This window comes from Turicibacter sp. T129, from assembly GCF_025594975.1.
Taxonomy (GTDB): domain Bacteria; phylum Bacillota_I; class Bacilli_A; order MOL361; family Turicibacteraceae; genus Turicibacter; species Turicibacter bilis.
The window spans coordinates 1-19,800 of sequence record NZ_JAMQUU010000057.1; the positions used below are offsets into that span (position 1 = coordinate 1).

General features: G+C 32.1%; 20 protein-coding genes, 1 other RNA gene and 1 riboswitch. Of the genes, 4 read left to right on the forward strand and 17 right to left on the reverse strand.

Translation table 11 applies throughout. From position 1 onward, the window contains the following. Positions 1-87: 87 nt before the first annotated feature. A riboswitch (cyclic di-GMP riboswitch) is annotated at positions 88-174 on the reverse strand. A 226-nt stretch (positions 175-400) separates the two neighbouring features. Beyond that, positions 401-523, forward strand: coding sequence for a hypothetical protein (locus tag NEH75_RS10265; protein WP_256637878.1), 123 nt, complete (start codon positions 401-403; stop codon positions 521-523). 76 nt (positions 524-599) lie between these two features. Here NEH75_RS10265 and NEH75_RS13640 read toward each other — a convergent pair whose 3' ends face one another. The 3 genes from NEH75_RS13640 to NEH75_RS10275 form a co-directional block, all read right to left on the reverse strand. Then, the gene (locus NEH75_RS13640) at positions 600-812 is read right to left on the reverse strand and encodes an energy coupling factor transporter S component ThiW (protein ID WP_082417984.1); all 213 of its coding nucleotides are present in this window, start codon (positions 810-812) and stop codon (positions 600-602) included. 141 nt (positions 813-953) lie between these two features. Beyond that, positions 954-5,114, reverse strand: coding sequence for a glutamate synthase large subunit (gene gltB / locus NEH75_RS10270; RefSeq protein ID WP_055305981.1), 4,161 nt, complete (start codon positions 5,112-5,114; stop codon positions 954-956). 283 nt (positions 5,115-5,397) lie between these two features. Next, positions 5,398-5,913, reverse strand: a complete 516-nt coding sequence (locus NEH75_RS10275) for a hypothetical protein (protein WP_055305980.1) — start codon at positions 5,911-5,913, stop codon at positions 5,398-5,400. A gap of 95 nt (positions 5,914-6,008) precedes the next feature. Here NEH75_RS10275 and NEH75_RS10280 point away from each other — a divergent pair, with 95 nt between their 5' ends. After that, positions 6,009-7,091, forward strand: a complete 1,083-nt coding sequence (locus tag NEH75_RS10280; RefSeq protein ID WP_055305979.1) for a VanZ family protein — start codon at positions 6,009-6,011, stop codon at positions 7,089-7,091. Between the two features lie 158 nt (positions 7,092-7,249). On the opposite strand, the gene tnpA is transcribed toward NEH75_RS10280, so the two are convergent. Together tnpA and NEH75_RS10290 are read right to left on the reverse strand one after the other, a co-directional pair. Next, positions 7,250-7,705, reverse strand: coding sequence for an IS200/IS605 family transposase (gene tnpA, locus NEH75_RS10285; protein ID WP_055166236.1), 456 nt, complete (start codon positions 7,703-7,705; stop codon positions 7,250-7,252). 185 nt (positions 7,706-7,890) lie between these two features. Next, complete coding sequence (locus NEH75_RS10290; protein WP_055305769.1) at positions 7,891-8,256, reverse strand: hypothetical protein; 366 nt, start codon at positions 8,254-8,256, stop codon at positions 7,891-7,893. Between the two features lie 290 nt (positions 8,257-8,546). Here NEH75_RS10290 and NEH75_RS10295 point away from each other — a divergent pair, with 290 nt between their 5' ends. Further along, positions 8,547-9,452: a LysR family transcriptional regulator gene (locus tag NEH75_RS10295; protein WP_262940917.1), complete on the forward strand. Its 906-nt coding sequence runs from the start codon at positions 8,547-8,549 to the stop codon at positions 9,450-9,452. A gap of 12 nt (positions 9,453-9,464) precedes the next feature. Here the strand turns inward: NEH75_RS10295 and NEH75_RS10300 are convergent, their stop codons facing one another. Both NEH75_RS10300 and NEH75_RS10305 read right to left on the reverse strand, forming a co-directional pair. Continuing rightward, a complete protein-coding gene (locus NEH75_RS10300; protein WP_156343943.1) occupies positions 9,465-9,605 on the reverse strand; it encodes a hypothetical protein in 141 nt (46 codons plus the stop codon). Further along, positions 9,586-10,458, reverse strand: a complete 873-nt coding sequence (locus NEH75_RS10305) for a hypothetical protein (RefSeq protein WP_237297047.1) — start codon at positions 10,456-10,458, stop codon at positions 9,586-9,588. Before NEH75_RS10305 ends, NEH75_RS10300 begins: the two co-directional genes overlap by 20 nt. A 215-nt stretch (positions 10,459-10,673) precedes the next feature. Between NEH75_RS10305 and ssrA the strand changes: the two genes are divergently transcribed. After that, positions 10,674-11,019, forward strand: a transfer-messenger RNA (tmRNA) gene (ssrA, locus tag NEH75_RS10310). A gap of 114 nt (positions 11,020-11,133) precedes the next feature. Here the strand turns inward: ssrA and NEH75_RS10315 are convergent. From NEH75_RS10315 to NEH75_RS10360, 10 genes are all read right to left on the reverse strand, one after another. Continuing rightward, entirely contained in the window at positions 11,134-11,895 is a 762-nt protein-coding gene (locus NEH75_RS10315; RefSeq protein ID WP_262940918.1) for a DUF6602 domain-containing protein, read from the reverse strand. A gap of 25 nt (positions 11,896-11,920) precedes the next feature. Beyond that, complete coding sequence (locus tag NEH75_RS10320; protein ID WP_262940919.1) at positions 11,921-12,685, reverse strand: hypothetical protein; 765 nt, start codon at positions 12,683-12,685, stop codon at positions 11,921-11,923. Between the two features lie 603 nt (positions 12,686-13,288). Next, positions 13,289-14,029 (reverse strand): hypothetical protein, encoded by a 741-nt coding sequence (locus NEH75_RS10325; RefSeq protein ID WP_262948851.1) that lies wholly within the window; start codon positions 14,027-14,029, stop codon positions 13,289-13,291. 403 nt (positions 14,030-14,432) lie between these two features. Continuing rightward, a complete protein-coding gene (locus tag NEH75_RS10330; RefSeq protein WP_262940921.1) occupies positions 14,433-14,750 on the reverse strand; it encodes a hypothetical protein in 318 nt (105 codons plus the stop codon). A gap of 86 nt (positions 14,751-14,836) precedes the next feature. Further along, the gene (locus NEH75_RS10335; protein WP_262940922.1) at positions 14,837-15,253 is read right to left on the reverse strand and encodes a hypothetical protein; all 417 of its coding nucleotides are present in this window, start codon (positions 15,251-15,253) and stop codon (positions 14,837-14,839) included. 129 nt (positions 15,254-15,382) lie between these two features. Then, entirely contained in the window at positions 15,383-15,619 is a 237-nt protein-coding gene (locus NEH75_RS10340; RefSeq protein ID WP_262940923.1) for a hypothetical protein, read from the reverse strand. 19 nt (positions 15,620-15,638) lie between these two features. Further along, entirely contained in the window at positions 15,639-15,809 is a 171-nt protein-coding gene (locus NEH75_RS10345; RefSeq protein WP_262940924.1) for a hypothetical protein, read from the reverse strand. A gap of 224 nt (positions 15,810-16,033) precedes the next feature. Next, positions 16,034-17,659: a hypothetical protein gene (locus NEH75_RS10350; RefSeq protein WP_262940925.1), complete on the reverse strand. Its 1,626-nt coding sequence runs from the start codon at positions 17,657-17,659 to the stop codon at positions 16,034-16,036. 206 nt (positions 17,660-17,865) lie between these two features. Continuing rightward, entirely contained in the window at positions 17,866-18,828 is a 963-nt protein-coding gene (locus tag NEH75_RS10355) for a helix-turn-helix transcriptional regulator (RefSeq protein WP_262940926.1), read from the reverse strand. 310 nt (positions 18,829-19,138) lie between these two features. After that, positions 19,139-19,800: hypothetical protein (locus tag NEH75_RS10360; RefSeq protein ID WP_262948852.1), on the reverse strand; the 662-nt coding region annotated here is incomplete at its 5' end.

A 19,800-nucleotide genomic window follows, 5' to 3' on the forward strand; every position in this document is an offset into this window, starting at 1 on the left:
TTGACAAAGAGCCAAAAAAACATCATAAAAAAAGCCTGTTCAAAGCTTGTTATTATTTCTTTTATGAAATACAAAGAATTATCATTCTTCGGCAACTGGCTGGCATAGTTTATATAAACCTTAGCCCCTTTAGCTTTGCGCCTCTAGATTTCCCTAGATTTGCCAATATATACACTTTACACATACATTTTATAATATTTTTTCCATAATTAAAATATTTTTTCGAATTTTATCCATATTTTTTCTTTAACAGCAAGGTTAATTTATAAAATTTAGAATGATTACCATTATTTTTAATACATCTAATTTTTTTCTCTTATCTAATGATCTGATTATTTTTACTTTTATGGATTAGTTCTATCATTTTAGTAAATGATAACGATTATGGAGGTGAATTACGATGTCTGGTAAAATGCATAAGTATAATGAAAAGAAAGTGAAACAACCAGGTAAAATTTATGAACCTGGTGAACCTGTTCCTGGAACAGGTGTCACAACAAAGAAAAAAGAACAAAAACATTAACCTTTAACGCATATCGAACCATAGAATACACTAACAAAAAGACTGCTAGGACGCTAGCCAGTCTTTTTTGTTAGATTCACTTCTCCCAAACTAATTGAAATAGAACGAGATAAACCAAGACCGCCACTTCTTTTCCAAGTACCAGTGTTGATAATGGATAAGTTAAAAGTGCGCCTAAAATCCATGTTCCTATGATTTCATCTGATACAGCTAACTCAATTTGTTTAATAAATATCCTGCTAAAAAAAGCTCCAACTATACTTCTAGGAAACTCTAATCCACTTCCTATTAAAGTATTCTTTCAAACTTTATTTTCAAAAAAATAATAAAAACATTGATAAAGTCGTGATATCAAATTCTAAACAAAGAAATCAGTAATGAATTATAAGAAATTTAAAGAGGGACATCTCAAACGAGGTGTCCCTTTTAGTTATAGTTCTAATTGATAATAGTCAGCTGATGTGACGAGGGTGAAGTTTAAAACTTCGTGTTCGAAGTTATTTAAAATTTGTGTGGCTAATTGATTGTTTGTTTTTGCGACATAATCAACTAATATTTCTTTTAAAATCTCGATATGACGATTTTTCATGTCAAATGCTTTAACATAAGATTCATTTAATTTTTCATTTAAATATTTTGCTTTGTATAGATATAGTAATCCACCTGTCATTCCGGCTCCAACATTCGCTTGAACCGATCCAAGTGAGACAACAACCCCGCCTGTCATATATTCACAAGCATGAACACCCATTCCGTGGTTGACGGCTGTTGCTCCTGAATTACGGACAGCAAAACGTTCTCCAACACGACCTTCTAAATAACATGTTCCTGATGTTGCCCCATAAAGAATCGTATTTCCAGCAATTAAGTGATGATTCGTATAAGTCGGATCTTGATCGGCTTTTTGGCGTGTCGTTTCGTCTGCTTTAACCGTGATATGTCCACCGCTTAATCCTTTCCCAACATAATCATTTGCATAACCTGTATGGATTAACTCAACACTTTCATTCATAAGAGCTCCAAAACTTTGTCCCGCATAGCCATATGTTTTAAATGTACGTGCTTCCTCACTCACAAATTGAACCCCAAGTGTTCTTAAAGACGTATCAATCGTATTAACTTCATTCGTTGACAGATTGACTGCATTAAGTGTCGGATTCACCACATTCATTTCTTGTGTCACTGGTAATGATTCTAACCAGTCAAGCTTTAAATGATATGCATTTTCTGTTGGAATTTGAATCAATTCTGTACGTCCACGAAGCTCTGCTAACGTGCGAACACCTAAATTAGCCATTAATTCACGAGTTTGACGAGCAACAAATGTCATATATGTTTTTAACATTGTTGGATCCTCTTTTAAACGTGAACGTAATGTTTCATTTTGTGTCGTAATTCCTGCTGGACATTTTCCAGTATGACATTGCTTACATCCAATACAGTCTACCATGACTAAGCACATCGTTCCGAATCCAAATTCATCCGCTCCTAAGATTGATCCTAAAACAACATCATATCCTGACTTAATTTGTCCATCTACTTGAATCAGCGTTTCATGACGTACATCATTTTCAAGTAATGATTTATGAGTTTGGAATAATCCATACTCCCATGGTAGCCCAGTATATTTTAATGATGATTTTGGAGAAGCTCCGGTTCCGCCATTAAATCCTGAAATAACAACTTTTTTTGCACCCGCTTTAACAACTCCATTCGCAATGGTTCCAACATTAGCTAATGAGGCTAATTTCACACTCACCGTTGCGCTTGGATTTGTTGTTTGTAAATCATAAATTAATTGCGCTAAATCTTCAATTGAATAAATATCATGATGTGGAGGTGGTGAAATTAAATCTACTCCTTGTTTCGCATAGCGAACACGGGCGATATGTTCATCGACTTTTGATTTTGGTAAATGTCCACCCTCTCCTGGTTTTGCTCCCTGTGCCATTTTAATTTGAATTTCTTGGGCACTTCTTAAGTAATCATACGTCACTCCAAAGCGGCCTGATGCGACTTGTTTCACTTTTGAGGCTGTGATTGTCCCAAAACGCTCAACCAATTCTCCACCTTCACCACTATTTGAAGCTGCTCCTAGTTCGTTCATCGCACGAGCAATCGTACGATGAGCTTCAATCGACAAGGCCCCATATGACATGGCTGAGGCAACAAATTGACGAACGATTTCTTCTTCACTTTGCACCTCTTCAAGTGGTAATTGAGTCTCACTCTGCAATTCTAAACAGTCACGTAAGTTGATTTTACGGTTACGCTCGGCTTCCATAATCGCTTTGAACGTTTCATAATCATTCGCTGCAACGGCTGCTTTAATGTCTTTAATGAATTTTTTCGAGTACGCATGGTTCATGAAGGTTGAATCCATATTTTGATATTCGTTTACTTTATTTAAGTCAAGACCTTCTCCAAGCAGATTGGTATCAAGATCTTCAAATGATTTTCCACCAAAAATAGAAGCTTTTGTTGTGAATAAAGATGTGACTTCTTCATCTAGACCAACGACTTCAAATACTTTTGATCCACGATAAGAAGCAATCGTTGCAATCCCCATCTTCGCCATTAATTTTAATAAAGCAGCATCGCATCCTTTAATATAAGTACTCAATGCTTCATCTTTATTTTCTACCTGACGCGCAATATATTCATAGCAGAAATATGGAAAAATAACGTCTGCTCCATAAGCAATTAACATCGCATGATGAATTGGTAAACGTGCATCTGCCGATTTCACAACTAAACGAACTTCTAGACGTTTTCCTAAGTCAACTAATACATCATGTGCCACCGTCGTTGCCATTAATGACGGAATAACTTTTCCCGCTGCTTCTTGATCTAAAATAATGACCTTTGTTCCTTCATTAACCGTCTTTTTAATATTAGCTTTGAAAATTTCAATCGATTCACAAAGGGTTGTTTGGCAAGCTAAGCTAATAATCGCTGGATTAAATTGCTTCTCATTTAAAATGGCTTCAAACTGATCACTCGTGATTAACGGTGTTGAAAATTCATAAACTGGGAAATCGAGTTTACCATCATGTAATGAAGTAACAGACGTTAAGCTGGAAGTTAATGAGAAGACTGATTTTTCACGAATCGAATCTAATGGTGGATTCGTGACTTGAGCAAAGTTTTGTTTAAAGAAGTCAAAGAATAATTGTGGACGATCTTGTAATAAATTTAAAGCCGCTGTATAAGGGAATGAGCCAATGGCTTCTTTTCCAGTCTCGACTAATGATTTTAACTCTTGTAAATATTCAGCTTTTGTGTAAGCAAATTTTTTCTCATTTTCTTCAAAGTTCTGAATATCTGGACAGAAGTTGTGCGTCGCATTTGGTTTAATGACTTTCTCACTTAACCACTCGCGATAAGGTTGTTGTGTCGCTAAAACTGCTTTGATATCTGCATCTGTCGTAATCGTTTGTGTATCTAAGTCCACACAAAGAATTTCACTTGCTTGGATACGACTTGCGACTTTGATGTCTTCAAGTGGTGTATTTAAAACTCCGATTTCAGAGGCTAAAATGATTTGATTTTCCGTTTGAATGTAGCGGAATGGACGTAATCCATTGCGATCAAGTGTCGCAATTAATTTATGACCATCACAGACAATTACCCCTGCTGGTCCATCCCATGCTTCTTGTTTTAATCCACTATATTCATAATAAGCTTTTAAGTCATCGCTTAATCGTGCATCTTGCTCATAAGCTTTTGGTAATAAACGAGTCACTGCATCTTCTAACTCGAAGTTTTCATGAAGAAGTGCTTCGAGTGTTCGGTCTAGGTTCGCACTATCTGAGTGTCTCTCATTACAAATTGGATACACTTCTTGATGAGTCGCTAATCCCACACGCGCATTTGACCATTTAATATTCCCTGACACAGTATTAATTTCCCCGTTGTGTGCTAAGTAGCGGAATGGTTGCGCTAAATTCCATGAAGGTTTTGTATTCGTACTAAATCGTTGATGAACGATACAGAAATTTGAGGTAAAATCTTCATCTTTTAAATCTAAATAATAGTTTGGAAGCTCTTCTGGTCGTAATAATCCTTTATAAACAATCGTTTGTGATGAACATGATAAAATATAACATGTTCGATCTGATAATTTTGCATCTTTAAAGTGTTGTTCAATACGACGACGAAGTTTATATAACATGGCCTCATCATAATTAGTCATATCAAAGATAAATTGAGTTGGAATTGGCTCTGTTTTTTTGGCTGTCGGCGTTAAAAATGTTGAGTCAACTGGTACTTCAATTTCTTTAATGACTTTCATATTAAAATGATGAACAGCCTCATAGATACTGTCAACGGCTACTTTGCGATCTTCAATCTCTTTTGGCAAGAATGCCATCATGACCGCAAATGGCCCACTAATTCCATATTTTTTGTGATAAAAATGTTTTGGGATTTGTAATAGGATCCCGCATCCATCCCCTGTTCCATCTTTTGATGTTCCACCACGATGGCTAAGGGCTTTTAATAAAGTCATCCCTTGTTCAATAATTTCATGACTATATGCCCCATCTAGATTGGCAATGGCCCCAATCCCACAATTCGAATGATCAAACATATGTTTCCTCCTTACTCCCATACCCACTATTTTTAGGTACTTATACTAATTATGATATGAATGAATATTCCCGTCAACTCTCCCTCCATTTTTTTAACTAATTTTAGCCATTTTACAAAAAAATTGTTTTATTTTATGAAGATAAATAGAAGAAATGATGGCTCGAATCAAAAACTTTTAATAATAAAGATTCGTGCTAAAATTGAATAAATAAAAAAATAAAGAAAAATTTACAAAAAAAGAGTAAGTTGCTCTAATAATAACTTACTCTTTTTTTGATTGATTATCGATAAACTTTCCCACTAATATTCGTTTGATTATTTGGAACGATTTTGAAGTAGTACCCTTTACTTGTTGATAAGTTTAACACATGGACCGTAACTTTTTCTCCTTTATCTAAAGAAGTACTCATAATTAACTTATTTGAACCCTGTTCGTAGAAATAAAACTTATATGTTTTGTCAAAAAAACCTTTACCGTGATATTCATCTAAATAAATATTTATACGACCATTGTGATTTGTAAAATAATAATTTGAATAAATATCTGATGCAGAGGCACTTACACCAAAATTATAACCTTTAACTAAGTTATGCGCACTCATTGGGCGTGATAATCCATATGTATAAATATCAGTATAGTGATCAACTCTCCCCTTAATATTAGATAAAGGAGAATCCCCTTTCTCAACGATTACTTGAACATCTGGGTCATTAATAATGATCTCACTTGCAAATGTTGTCTTACTAGCCATCATTAAAGCCACAAATAAAAACACAGCTGTAAATAATTTTTTCATATTCTTCCCCTCTTCTTATTAATATCACTAAAATTATACTATTTTTTAGATATTATTGGTATAATTTATTTAAAATGAAAAAGTAGGTGATAAATATGAAGTATATTATCCCAATAATTTTAGGATTATTAGTTATATTGAAGTATGTCAGATACATTCAAAAAAAGAAAAGAAAATTAAATTTAAATGATATCACTATTTTGGCATTTCTAGTTTACCTTATAATCTTTATAAAAATTACTTTGTTTCAAGACACAGAATTTACTTTAAATTTAACTGATACTCTCAAACAGGCAAATTTTATCCCAGTAGTATATACATTAAATACAATTCAAGATAATTTAATTTCCATTTTAAAAACCATTATAATTACCATCCCTTTTGGATTTCTTTTATTCTTACTATTTATCGATCAAAAAAATTATTCAAAACTTATAAAAATTGGTTTTATGACTTCTTTTATTGTCGAGTTATTACAACTCTTCAAAATCAATCAATACTTAAACATTGATGATATCCTCTTGAATGTCCTTGGATTTATTATTGGAGGATCTATTTATCGCTTAATGTTTAAAGTTTTAGTTCTTTCAAAAAAACAGCAACTTCTTGAAAAAATAAGAAACATGAATTCAAATTCAATGCGAATTTTTTATCATTCAACTGTTAGTATAATAATAGGTTACATTGTAAGTATTTTAGTAGTGTTGCATCTCGAGACTCTTCCTTTATCTACTTTAGAAGGAAAAACAACAGTTGCGTTTGATCCCTATCAACTAACTGTAGAAGAAGATGGATTGGCTATAACTATTAGTGGTTACTATAAAGCTAACTTTAGTCGTTTAAAACCATTATTTTTATGTAAGCTTTCATTAAATCAAGAGCCCATGTATGATATATACACTTTAAATGAACCCTATAGCCCTCAAGACAGAAAAGACTTTTCCTTATTAATTGTCGGATGGAATGAAAATGCAGAAGTTATGACAATAAATATTAACAATAACCAATACACGACTGACATTCCAAAGGGAGCCTTTGCAATTCCTTTCCCTGAAGTTATAGATCATGAATTCCTACCATATATATACGCGAATGATGATTCTAAATTCAGTGTAACCTTCTATGATGAATCTAATAATAAAGTTATTATCCCATTTACAAAAGATTCTTTAGAATAATGATTTAAAAATAAAAACCACCCGTCAAACGGGTGGTTTTCACTAGGTCTATAAGCCCTTGTTACCGGCTAGCGTCTCAAGGCGCTAGCTTTCACTTTGTTCAAGCTACTTGCCTTTGCCGCTTTTGCTTACTCCTGAAGGAGTTTTCGTATGGCTAGCTACCCTTTAAAAGGGTCTTCATATTCTTTTACACTTAATTTATCCATGGCTATATCATGGCTTTCTTGTTCCTGTATATATTTCTTAATCGTTGCTTCATTTAATCCAACTGTACTTACGTAATATCCTTCAGCCCAAAAGTGTCTATTTCCAAATTTATATTTTAAATTTGCATGTTTATCAAAAATCATCAATGCACTTTTCCCCTTCAAATATCCCATGAAACTTGAGACGCTCATTTTGGGTGGGATACTTACTAACATATGGACATGATCTGGCATCAGATGTCCTTCTATTATTTCTACTCCTTTGTAGGCGCATAATTGTTTTAATATATCCCTTATACTGGTTTTATATTGATTATAAATTATTTTTCGTCTATACTTAGGAGTAAACACAATGTGATATTTACACATCCACTTTGTGTGAGATAAACTATTTGCCTTATTGGCCATAAAAATCACCTTTCTCTTCTAAAATAGTAGCCTGAACAACTCTATTATAGGAAGAAAGGTGATTTTTTAGTGGTATAACCTTTATTTCCCACCCGCATAGCAGGTGGTTTTATGTTTCGCACGCTTCGCGAGCTCAACAGGCTAAAGCCTTTAATGAAAAGAGCAAACATTGCTGTTTGCTCTTTTTATTTATGTTTAATTTTTTTGATTTGGTTAACTGAGTTTCCTTTGAAGGGCCAACGGTTAGCTAGTAGTAGATAGGTTTCAACCCCAAGTATGAGTGTTGATAAGACATATAGTGGGATACTAACTTGGAACATGACAGCTGTGATTCCGAATAGGTGTCCACTTTTTAACATACGACTTCGGCTACATTCTCGATAAGTGTAGCCATGTAATAAAAATAGAATGAATAACGTTAGTTCGTTAATCAGAAGTCCCCCAAATAGTTGGTCAACAAAATTTTTAGTCACAGGTGCTAACATTAAAATAATAAGCAACTGAATAAGCACAGTTGTTAACTTTAAATAACCAATTTCTTTTCTAATCACAACACCATCCCCTCCGATCTCTTTACTATAAAATATGAAAGAGCCTAGAAATGGGAACTGATTTATTTACTGATAAATTTTTTCAATGTCTTTAAAACTAATCAAGGTTACTGTCATCCAATAGACGTTAAAATTTTTAGGGTATTGAAAGACACATTAAATCAATAATCATCAATTCTTATTTTAATGATTTCTAATCGCTTCCTATTATTAAATTCATTCATTTTATCTATAGGTGTGATATACTATTATCAAATAATAAAACTTTTAATAGTGGCAGGTGACCCAATATGAACTTAAACCATCTTCAATACTTTCGAGTTTTAGCTAAGTTAGAACATTATACACAAGCTGCTGAACAACTCTCTATTACTCAACCGAGTTTAAGTCATGCCATTGCTTCACTTGAAAAAGATCTTGGAACATCTCTTTTTGAAAAACACGGACGAAATATTCGTTTAACAAAACACGGACGTTTTTTCCTAACTTACGTCGAAAATGCCTTAGATGAATTGGCGTTAGGCGAAAAAAAATTACGTGAATTAACTAATCAAACAAATGGTTCAATTGAGTTGGGGTTCATTTATACGTTAGGTGCGAGCTTTATTCCTCATCTTATCACGGAATTTTCAAAGCATGAGACTCATCAAAATATTCGCTTCTCATTTGGGCAAGGTAACACAAAACAACTGATTCAAGATTTAAAATCCGAAAAATACGACTTAGCTCTCTGCTCCTATGTTGAAAATGAACCAGACATCGAATTTATTCCAATTACTCAGCAAGAATTGGTGATGATTGTACCGCCTCAGCATCCTTTAGCACAAAAAGAAACGATTGATTTAAACGAGACCATTGATTATCCATTTATCTCCTTCAATAAAGAAAGCGGAGTCCGTAAGATCATTGATTCTTTGTTTAATGCAGCAAATATCCATCCAACCATTCGTTGTGAAGTTGAAGAAGATACTGCAGTAGCAGGTTTAGTCTCTGTGAATTATGGTATTGCAATTATTCCTCGAATTCAATTTTTAGAACAATTCAACGTCAAGATTTTACCGATTACAAACCCTAAACATGAACGTTACATTTATCTGGCATCAGTTCGAAATCAATATGTCACCCCATCCATTACAGCATTTAAAGATTTTCTTTTAAGTCATAGTCAAACGTTGTTAGAAAATACAAAAAAGTAGGTCGAGCGAAACCTACTTTTTATTTAAATCATTTTTTAACTTATCTAAGTATTTCGTTATTAAATTATAATCATCTTCACTTAACATACGATCTTCTATCATTTTAATAAGCATTACTTGTAGTGACTCAATATCATGATTGTTCTTTATCATCTTTAAATCCTTCCCTAACGATACGATATTCAATTCCTTTAATATCATGCTGATAATCATGATCATACACCCATAAATCAATACGGTTGTCCCAACTACAAGCACCACATGCATCTAAAACAATAGCTTTTTGTGTATCTCCTTCTGGATAAGTAATTTCTAAAACTGTTCCATAGTAATTAGGAATGCCACGTTCATTTAGTCCCACTTCTAATACTTCATCAATGTTTATCGCAACAATAGGAAGCCATTCATATTGAGCATCATAATAGTGCATCACGTTATCAATCACCTTAACGCTATCATCTTGATAAGTAAGACCATACCCGACTTTAACCTCACCACCTGTTACACTATAAAATGTCTGACGATAATCTTTAAAAACAGTCTCCGTTTCATCTACTTTACTATCAGAATTTGAGATCGTTGATAGTGGTATCACTTTTACAATTTCATCACCTGAACTACTAAGCTTGAATGCTTGATTTGAAACTTCTTGTTGTGGGTTCTCTTCTAAGTCTTCATTTTGACTTTCACTTAAAGCTGCCTGTAGGTTAGCTAAAGCTGCCTTTTTCTTTGCTTCATCTTCCTCTATTCTAGGAATATCACTTACTTCAGAAGATGAGTTCACTTTGTGAAGTTCTTGTGACTCCTGTTTTTGATTTGATGGTGTATCATCATTAGATTCTTTATTTAAAAAACTAATTTGTGTTTCATTTTCCTCGGTAGAAATTAATACATTCATTAATTGTTGTGATTCAATTTGGTTTTGCTCGAGATTAGTAACTAATACGTTTGATGATGACAAGATAGACATCACCGTTAATAGTATGTTCGTTATAATATTTAGCATAATTCACCTCAGTTTGGACTGTTTAACAGAAATCACGTTTTTATTATGAACCAAATCTGAGATATTAAACACGTTTTCACTTTTTTTAGTAATTTGAAACATAAGAATTGTTTAAATTCACATACTATTGGGAGTGTTGACTTGGATTGACAGTTATGAGAACTTGTCAAATGAGATAAAATAAAGTATAATGTTTTATGTAATCAAATTAACCTGGGGATGTTACGGATTCGACTGGGGCATTTGAGCTTAATAAGCAAGTCGTGCTAACCCACGTTAAAAGGTCGAGGTTTTAATAACCGGAAAAACAAACTTACAATTAGCTGCTTAATATAACGTAGCTGCCTACCATTCAATCGCCCATGTTGAATGACTAGGCTCACTGTAGTGGGATACGCTAGTCTGTGCCGTTTGAATAGCCTAGAAGAGATGATCAAACTCGCGGTCTGACAGGTGTGTCGCCTAACCAGTCACCCGTTAAATTTAATAGGAGACTAAACTTGTAGAAAGTTAAGTGGTCGGTGTTTTAGGACGGGGGTTCGACTCCCCCCATCTCCACCATAATATCCACGTCCGCAACTGTTACAGGAAAATGGAGCAAAAAGAAAAAGATTAATCTGAGTATAGTAGATCACTACTACATTGAGATTAATCTTTTTTATATAGAAAGTTATTCTACATTAACGATCTATTTTCCTCACTTTTTTGTATCAGATTATCATTTTGATCGAAGATTGCTTGATAAAAATAATCAAATTCACCTGATTCTAACAAATATTCTCCTAGACGCGCCTTCTGATTTAAAGTATTAGCTACCCCACCTAATAAACAAACTACTTCTTTATTTTCATCATCTGATTCAATTCCAACCCATGCACAGTATCTTTGATTGTTATTAATCATTTTACTAATATAAAAGTAATATCCTTTTCCTACTACACACAAACACTTTATAGCGGGATTGAGTAAAAAATTATCGTCTAAACCTCTATATCTTTTAAGTTCACACGCTATAATATCTGTATTATATGCAAAACAAACTGTCATATTACGATATTCCATTGATTGTAAATTCATAAACTTTTCTATGGTTGTCTGTAACTCCCGCTTAGTTAATCTTGTTTTAACCTCAAAAGCATACGTGACAGACTCTATAGGAACCATATGATGTATTTTATCTATATACATGGGAGGTAAAATATTAGTATCATAAATAATTAAGTCTGTTTCATTTGATTGAGCTCCACTACTATTTATGATTAATCCACCAGTAATTTCATAATTTTTAGTAAGATATTTTTCTAATAATTCTGCTAAATATTCTTCTCTTCCACTCCCTGCAACACCTCTATGTGTTATAAGCCTATCATTACTCGACTTTTCCAACATATACCTTATTTCCAGCTTAGCTTTTTCTACCATCCACGGATTAGTCATAACTTCCTCCTATAATAAGTCTTTTTTATTGATATATCGCTAACACCTCTAATTGCACATAATCTTCATCCAATATAATATTTTTTATATTAGGATCTGGTTGTAAATCGAATTGTCTTCTAATAGCTCTATTTAAGGAGAACAAGTCTTTCAATACATCAAATACAATAACTGACTTTCCATTGACTCTCTTCTTTGAAACAACTTTAGCTAGAACAGTTACCTCTTCGTTCTCAAACTCATCTAAGCTTTCGATATCACAACAGAAATTATTAGAATTCACCTTTGAAAAACAAATTCTCCCATCAAATAAATCTTCCGTCTCAATGAATAGTGGCACTTTTGTACTATCTTTACCTAAAAGGGATTTGAGAGCTTCACGCTCCTCTGTTGAGTTTGCTTGAATACTATTTACTAAAAACGGTTTAAGTTTATTCAACATATCTAACATATGAAACTCTTCTGGTATATTAAATGTTCCTGTAAATCGAATTATTGTTGAATTAGGTATCGTATTAGTATCAGCATCATAATTTAATAGATCAAAATAATCATCTCTTTCTTGTAAGGCATTCTCGAACTCTTCACAATCCAATAAATAATTATTAAGAATATCTCCATTTAATTCACTTTTCCCTCCAGTTTCACCTGAGAAAAATGCTATTGCTCCTTTAAATCCATTCTGTGTACTTACTGTTGCATTTTTAAATTCTATTACTTTCTTCCTTTCAATTAAGGATTTATACTCCATTACCTTTTTATGATTAAAATATACTAGTGTCCGAAACATTTACCATCATTCCTTTTAATTTATTATACATAAATTATAACAAATCAAATCGCCAACAACAAACATTCGTTCATTATTTTATATAATATATTCAAAGATTCCTCCTGTTCCAGTAAATAGTTCAACTCATCTTCTATATACATTTCTTCAACAATTAAATCTAGAATCATGGTTTTCAAAATTAATTCATGTAATCAATCTGCTATTGCTTCTTCATCTAATTATAACAGCTCTTGAAGGAATTGATCGTATTCTTCTTGTACCCGTTCATATATGATGATTGGCTGATTCATGTTATTCACCTCCTAAAAAATAAGCCATCAAGATTTAGTTCTTGATGGCTTTTACTATTTATTCTAATGATTCAGCTTTAGTTTTTGAATATCCTCCATGTCAATCTCAGCAGAATAATTGTTATTTTTCCTCAGATTATATAATCGAAAATAGTTAACTTATTATGGCAACTGTTCTAAGAGTTCACACACTTTATCTTACACCCTCACAAGTTTTATGTGTTGCACTTAATATTACAATCTGTCATTCTTTAATTAACTATTGATACAAAAAAGCTGTATCAAATAGTAAAGCTTCAAATAGATGAAACTAATAGCTCCATGTTGCTTTAACTGTTACTCTTTGGTTTACATTATCATATGCAGTGCAACCATACTTAGCATAAATACTTCCTTGAGCCGCAATACTTCCAGCAACACTTGCTTCTACTCTATAAACATAAACACCACGTGTCGCAAAAGATGAATATGTTCCTGGCATAGTATAATTTTCTGACCAAGCATCTTTTTGACCTTGATCACAATAATATAACCCACCACCTACACAGTAAGCATTCACTGATTGTGCTGAAATTTTACCTGGACTTGTTGCAATAGTAGTATGTAAACTTTGACTTCCAACAAGCAATGGGGTAGTTGTCTTTATCTGGTGAGTATATGTTGAATTATATTTAATGTATCCTGACTCAGATCCTGAGCCTCTTAAATTTGGTTGTGGTGTAAATACAGATGTGACTGTATAGTTATATCCACTTGGTGTTTCAACATTAAATTCTTTTATTGTTGGTAAACTTCGAGAAGAAGTATTTAAATCAAGAATAACTTCATCTTCAAACTCAGTCATACTATCATTAACCTCTTCAGTAATAATGTCAATAATCTCCTCATCACTATATGACATTTTTAATTTTTCAAAGTCAACTTTTTCCATATTCAGACTGATTTCTTCAATTAATTGCTCTGTCTCAAGCGTAGAAGCTAAAACATTATTTTTCCCAAAAGCTCCTCCTAATAACATTACTGCCCCTAAAATCATCATTTTTTTTCTCATTCTACTCCTCCTATTACACTATTTACTTAAATAGTATATCATTTTTCATAATAAATAAAAGTTTTTTGGTTAAAAATGTATTTTTTTCTTTTTATTACATTTTTGATTCTAAGATTTTATAGTATAATTTCCAAAAAGGAGGAAACGAAATGGAATTTTTAAAAGAGATATTTATGTTTATTGGGCATCTTATTTTATTGGGACTAATTTTTATACCTGGAATATACATCCTATCATTAATCGTTAAGATACTTAGAAATAATACTCGAAAATAATTTTTTTTAGAGTATTATAATAATTCTTAATTTAACGCTGTGTTAGATAAAATCGTTAATAAATATTTAAAAAGATAATGAGCATTATACTCATTATCTTTTTTTAGGATATAATTATAATTTTTGTTTTATTTATTCCTCAAACGCTTCGTAAAAAAATGAAAAGAAATTGCTATAATAATTAGTAAAATTGGTAATAATCCGATAAAAAGAAATATACGTGTATCTAAGAAAATTCTAAAATAATAATAAGATTCTATTAATAAAAAGAATGTTACTGCTAAAACAATTAGATGATAACCTATAATTTTTAATAAACTATGTTGATTTTTATATTTAGGAGAAACAAAATTTGAAGCTTTCTTCGTTAAAAAAAGAATTCCTATTAATAATAGCGGAAGAAATCTAATACAATTATCCAGTGTAACTTCAATCCATTCGCTCATGTTAAACCAATCTCCTTAAAATATATTTTTCTATAATTTACAACATAATAAGTGATAAATCAATTATTTAGAAATAGAAAATAATCTTATCTAAATAAAGCAGTTCTCGTTCTATAATCTTCAATATTTAGTTCAAGTTGACTTGCTACTGTTTGAAGAAGTATATTTTTTCCTTTCAAAATTTCTTTATCGTCTTTAAAATATTCTAACCAGTCTTCTAATGGCAACTTTGAACTTGATAAAACCGATTTTGAAAGGTCTGTAAATGTTCGACGACAAGATTTGCATTTATAACGTTGTTTACCACATGTAATGCCATACTTGCATATCTCATGGCTATCGCAATGAGGACAAGCCTTTCCTTTTGAAAAACGAGCTTCTCGACAATCAGTTATAGAAACAGGGCTAAGTGATAAAATCTCTGAAATATAGCTTAATACATTAGCTTGTTGTCCATCATTTAAAGTTAAGATATCGGCTTTGATGGAACTTAACGTTGGCATAAACTCACCTCGAACATTTGTTTATTATTAGTTTACCATATTTGGGAAGTTCTATTCAACTTATCAACAATATTGTCTAACACAGCGTTTAATAAAAACAACAGATGAATTTTACCATCTGTTGCCTTATTACTTCATTTGATAAACTTTTTGATTTTTTGTATTTATATGATATTGTATGTCACTCAAAATAATTTGTGCTTCTTCCATTGTATGATATCTACCTAGTTCTATTTTGGTCAAAAATGATAATCTACTATAAGTACCTACAATACGATATACTTGAGATCCTAACTTATTACATGACTTTATTTGTAATTCCCTGACCTTAACTAACCGTCTATTATTTTGTGTTCTAATCCACATACAATTCCCCCCCTTACAATTAATCAGCTTCTATATTACTAAACATAGTATCTTCTAATTCTTTGAGTGACTCATTCTCTCTTTTTATCTCTCTATATCGCTTTATCATTCTAACAGGAATGAGTCCCAAAAATTTAATCAATTTTACTCCTGAATTCTTATCCCTATTTAAACTTAATTGCTTTAACATCACTCATTCCTCCTTTAGAACTTAATTTATTGACATTAGTATACGCTATCATTTCGTGTAAAATAATCCTTTTTCTTCATTTTTTTACATGTTATAATGAGGAGGTGAGGTTTTTTATCCTACTCCCTACATTCGCAACTGTTACAGGAAATTGAATATAAAGAAAAAGATTAATCTGAGTATAGTAGCTGACTACTAAATTGAGATTAATCTTTTTTATTATTTTAATTTTCTTGATCTGACAGTTCTTCTAATGCAATACGTAATCCTTTAGACATGTCAACATTTGTAGGAATTTTAATTTTTTCTCTATTTTTAACCTCTTCTTCTATAAGTGGTTCAATCAGATTTCTTGCAAAATCTATTCTCTGTGAACTAGCAAACATATCTTTGAGTACCTTTCCTGTCAGTATATCTTTTAAATTATCTACTATTTTTTCAGCTTCTTTTTTAGTTAATAGATATTCTTCAGCTAGTTGAATGAATACTTCTTCAATTTTTTCCACCATTTTATTTGCATCATCCTCAATGAACCCATCTAAAACTACTCCTGATACTTTTCCCGCTGCTGCGCCTCCTGCAAAAGATCCTAATATTCCACCTACAACTCCTCCGATTGCTGTCCCTACAATAGGAATTGCTGATCCTACTGCTGCACCTCCTGCCGCACCTGCGACCCATCCCGCTGTTCCTCCTGCCACTGTAGATGCTGTATTTGCGACATTTTTAAACAACTGTGCTCCTGAAATTCTTCCTCTAAATATATTCGCAACATCAAAGCTTGATAAAACTACGACGGAAACTGCCCCTGTTATAACATTTCCTCTTAACATTTTAGCTGCACTTTTCATCGCTGCTGCTCCATAAATATTTCCACCACTTCTGAAAGCATTAACTAACATTGCAGAAGCTTTTGGTCCCATTAAGGATACAATTGCTTCAGAGCTTCCTACAAGAGCACTATTTAGACCAGCTTTTGATAATTGACTTGCTAATACAGCAGTTAAAAATGTAGTTCCCCCTACTCTTAATCCAGCATATGCAGCATTTTTTAACGCTATATCAAAATCTTCTCCATTCCAAATAGACGTTGCAAATGTTAGTGTCGCACTAATCCCCATAGCATTCGTTGCTATGATTGCACCATTTACTGCATCAAATGTTATAGATTCTACTGTTCCAAATCTAGCTATATTTTTTGCTTGTTGATATGTAAAACTTCCTCTTTTAACAATATCTCTCGCTTTTGTTGGATCACTTACACCAGGAACTTCACCATTTTTAATCCTATTTTCCATTGCTTTTACGGCTGAATCATACATATCAGATGGAACTTCTATTTGCATAGGTGTTCCATCCGGATTTTTATATTTTAAAACTCCATTTTCAAAACATTCTGAAATACATTTGGAACCACTTGCACAATATTTAGTTTGAATATTAATACCATCAACTATTCGATCCGCACCATTTTTAACAATTCGTCCTGTTTTAGGATCAATTTCATCTCCGACTAACTTAACTTTTTCATTTCCAAAAAAATCTCCATGCTTCACTTTATCATGAAGATGATTAGCATATTCAGCAGCGAATCCATGTCCTCTAGGAGTATTGAATTTATCAGTTCCATATATACTACTCGCATTACTTATATTTCCATATACAACTCCCGAGGAAATACTTCCGACAACTTCTATAGATCCATTATTGACTTTCTCATAAATTTCTTTCAGCGTATTTTCTAAGTCATACTTGTTATGTTCCAAATACTTAGTACAAACTCTCTCTCTTAAACCTGTATTTTTCATAACTTGTTTCACAAGTTCTTTTTTTAAATCATCACTACTCATTTTCTATCCTCCGTCAACAAATAATTTCTGTGAAATAACTAAAACTCGATTTATTCCTTTACACTTTACTGAAATCTTATTTATTCAGGAAACAATCGTCTATAAGTACTTTTATATTTCAATATTTGTTATTTGTATTAATTGTATCACACAATATCCGACAAAAAATGACGGAGGAATTATTTCTATTCATAGTTCAAAATATATTAATATAACTCTCTCATCGTATCTAATTTTGCTCTAATTTTTTCTACTAATTCATTTGGGGTCAGGATTTTAATCCATTCTCCTTGACTTAGTATCCACATCAATAACCCTTGCTCATATGACATAGCCTCTATGATACAGTAGCCATCTCCTTCTTCTATCACTCTTGATACAGGGAATTTATCAAGTACTGCTTCTACTGAATGGCCTGTAAATCTAAACGTAAACTTGATTAGTTCACCTTGATACATCATATTAATCTTATTACGAAAATCCCCCGATTCAAATCGATGTGAATAAGGAATCTTAAATTGTTCATTTTGAATCTCATAAGAAAGTATTCGATCTACTCGAAATGAAATAGGGTAAGGAATTGAGCGATTCGTCACGTAACTAACCGCATAAAAATAAAAATCACAAAAAACTAAACCAACAGGGGCAACTGTATAGAAATCTACCTCATTATTTGCTTTTTTATATTCAATGTTTATTTTTTTAGACTGATCAATAGCTGAACTGAAATCCCATATTCGATCCACTAACTTCTGATCATGCTTTAACGGAGTAAAATGAAGTCTTTCATTTCCTATAAACGATTGTATTCTCTTCTTTTCTTCTACATCTAATGAATTAAAAAGCGAATTAATCATTTCATCTAATTCTTCTACTGCTAGTGATCGAGTCCCTAATAATAATTTAATCAAGATAAGTACTTGTTTTGAAGTTAGCTTCGAATCGGATTCACCACTCAAATAGTAATTCTTTTTCTGATAATCATACTCTATTATTCGCTCTTCTAAAGATCCTATTCTCTGCCCAAAATAAGCACGTAAAGAAGCAATATCTCGTTCAAAAGTTCGACTATCAATTTGAAACATTTCTTGAATTTCATCTTTTTTAATTTCATTTCTCTGTATTAATTGTTCTAAAATATATAATATACGTGTACTTTTATCATACATTTATAAATCTCCTTGTTACCCTTCTTTTCATGGTAAAACTTCTCTTATCTTTTAATAAGAGTGCTATCTAGAATAGAACATATTTTATAGTCTGTTAATCTATTTATAAAATTCATTTACCAATTAAAACTTTATACCATTTTATAGTAATCAAGAGTTTTGATTAATTCAACTCTATTAGCTCTAATTTTATAAATGATTATAATTTTATTTTAAATGTTTTCTATAAAATTTGTATTCCAATGAAATAAAATTAATATGCTTCTTAAAGAAAGCCATCAAGAATTAAATCTTGATGGCTTCTTTCATATTATCCAAAATTGTTATACCATATCTCTACGCCATTTTTATCAAAAACACTCATCAAGGCACTATCCCATTCTCCATAACCACCATCTTCAAACTCAAACTCCATATGATAATCTCCGAATTCATCACACACTGTTTCTGCAATCATGTCTAATAAGTTATAATCCTCTACCGTATAATCAGTAGCACTCCCTTTCAAATAAATGGTCATTCCTAAAGTAGGCACATAATAGCCACTCGAATATGCATCTTCTAATCTACCTGTTGCTAAATTATTAAAGATTTCTTCAGACCGCAAAGCTACTTGATACTTAGCATCAGCTGTTTCGAGCATGTCTTGATGTAACTCCTCATCAGATTGTTTCTCTAGTTCTTCCACTTTAATATAATAAGGTTCTGATATTTCATCAATCTTTAAACGACCATTAACAGCTTCTACTACCATTTTCCCTTTAGTAAACATACGTAAAACACAATCTTGAGAATATTCATTATCAACTAATTCCATTTTAATCATTTTCGTAAGAGATACAAGTTCTTCTAAATTATTCTCCCATTCTGTCGTATCAATTCCATTTAAGTCAATTAAATTATTAATTAAATCCTCTAAACTTAAATCTCCTTCTATGTAAATAACAACCTCCTCTAAAATGAGTGTCCATT

Bases quoted from the DNA above. Each gene is read 5' to 3' on its own strand.
- NEH75_RS10265 (WP_256637878.1), top strand. From the start codon at position 401: ATGTCTGGTAAAATGCATAAGTATAATGAAAAGAAAGTGAAACAACCA.
- gltB (WP_055305981.1), bottom strand. From the start codon at position 5,114: ATGTTTGATCATTCGAATTGTGGGATTGGGGCCATTGCCAATCTAGAT.
- NEH75_RS10275 (WP_055305980.1), bottom strand. From the start codon at position 5,913: ATGAAAAAATTATTTACAGCTGTGTTTTTATTTGTGGCTTTAATGATG.
- NEH75_RS10280 (WP_055305979.1), top strand. From the start codon at position 6,009: ATGAAGTATATTATCCCAATAATTTTAGGATTATTAGTTATATTGAAG.
- tnpA (WP_055166236.1), bottom strand. From the start codon at position 7,705: ATGGCCAATAAGGCAAATAGTTTATCTCACACAAAGTGGATGTGTAAA.
- NEH75_RS10295 (WP_262940917.1), top strand. From the start codon at position 8,547: ATGAACTTAAACCATCTTCAATACTTTCGAGTTTTAGCTAAGTTAGAA.
- NEH75_RS10300 (WP_156343943.1), bottom strand. From the start codon at position 9,605: ATGATAAAGAACAATCATGATATTGAGTCACTACAAGTAATGCTTATT.
- NEH75_RS10305 (WP_237297047.1), bottom strand. From the start codon at position 10,458: ATGCTAAATATTATAACGAACATACTATTAACGGTGATGTCTATCTTG.
- NEH75_RS10315 (WP_262940918.1), bottom strand. From the start codon at position 11,895: ATGACTAATCCGTGGATGGTAGAAAAAGCTAAGCTGGAAATAAGGTAT.
- NEH75_RS10320 (WP_262940919.1), bottom strand. From the start codon at position 12,685: ATGTTTCGGACACTAGTATATTTTAATCATAAAAAGGTAATGGAGTAT.
- NEH75_RS10325 (WP_262948851.1), bottom strand. From the start codon at position 14,029: ATGAGAAAAAAAATGATGATTTTAGGGGCAGTAATGTTATTAGGAGGA.
- NEH75_RS10330 (WP_262940921.1), bottom strand. From the start codon at position 14,750: ATGAGCGAATGGATTGAAGTTACACTGGATAATTGTATTAGATTTCTT.
- NEH75_RS10335 (WP_262940922.1), bottom strand. From the start codon at position 15,253: ATGCCAACGTTAAGTTCCATCAAAGCCGATATCTTAACTTTAAATGAT.
- NEH75_RS10340 (WP_262940923.1), bottom strand. From the start codon at position 15,619: ATGTGGATTAGAACACAAAATAATAGACGGTTAGTTAAGGTCAGGGAA.
- NEH75_RS10345 (WP_262940924.1), bottom strand. From the start codon at position 15,809: ATGTTAAAGCAATTAAGTTTAAATAGGGATAAGAATTCAGGAGTAAAA.
- NEH75_RS10350 (WP_262940925.1), bottom strand. From the start codon at position 17,659: ATGAGTAGTGATGATTTAAAAAAAGAACTTGTGAAACAAGTTATGAAA.
- NEH75_RS10355 (WP_262940926.1), bottom strand. From the start codon at position 18,828: ATGTATGATAAAAGTACACGTATATTATATATTTTAGAACAATTAATA.